The 256-nt window shown below is 58.2% G+C and carries 1 pseudogene; it reads left to right on the top strand.

Going from position 1 to position 256, the window contains the following annotated elements:
• Positions 1-256: pseudogene (locus AC0L3I_RS37085) on the top strand (arylsulfatase); the annotation flags it as partial.

The raw sequence follows: 256 nt of genomic DNA, 5'->3' as shown, positions 1-256 counted from the left end.
CGAGAACACGCTGATCATCTACATATCCGGCGACAACGGATCGTCTGCGGAAGGCACATTGATCGGCACGCCGAACGAAGTGGCGATGTTCAACGGCATTGAAGTGCCGGTCGACGTGCAGCTGAAGAGCTTCTACGACATCTGGGGCACCGAGTTCACCTACAACCACATGGCGGTTCCGTGGTCCTGGGCCTTCGATACGCCGTTCAAGTGGACCAAGCAGATTTCGTCCCATTTCGGCGGCACACGGCAGGGC

It is taken from the genome of Mesorhizobium sp. WSM4840 (genome assembly GCF_055811755.1).
Note: the sequence above shows the minus strand (reverse complement) of the source record. Positions and strands in the feature narration are given on the sequence as shown.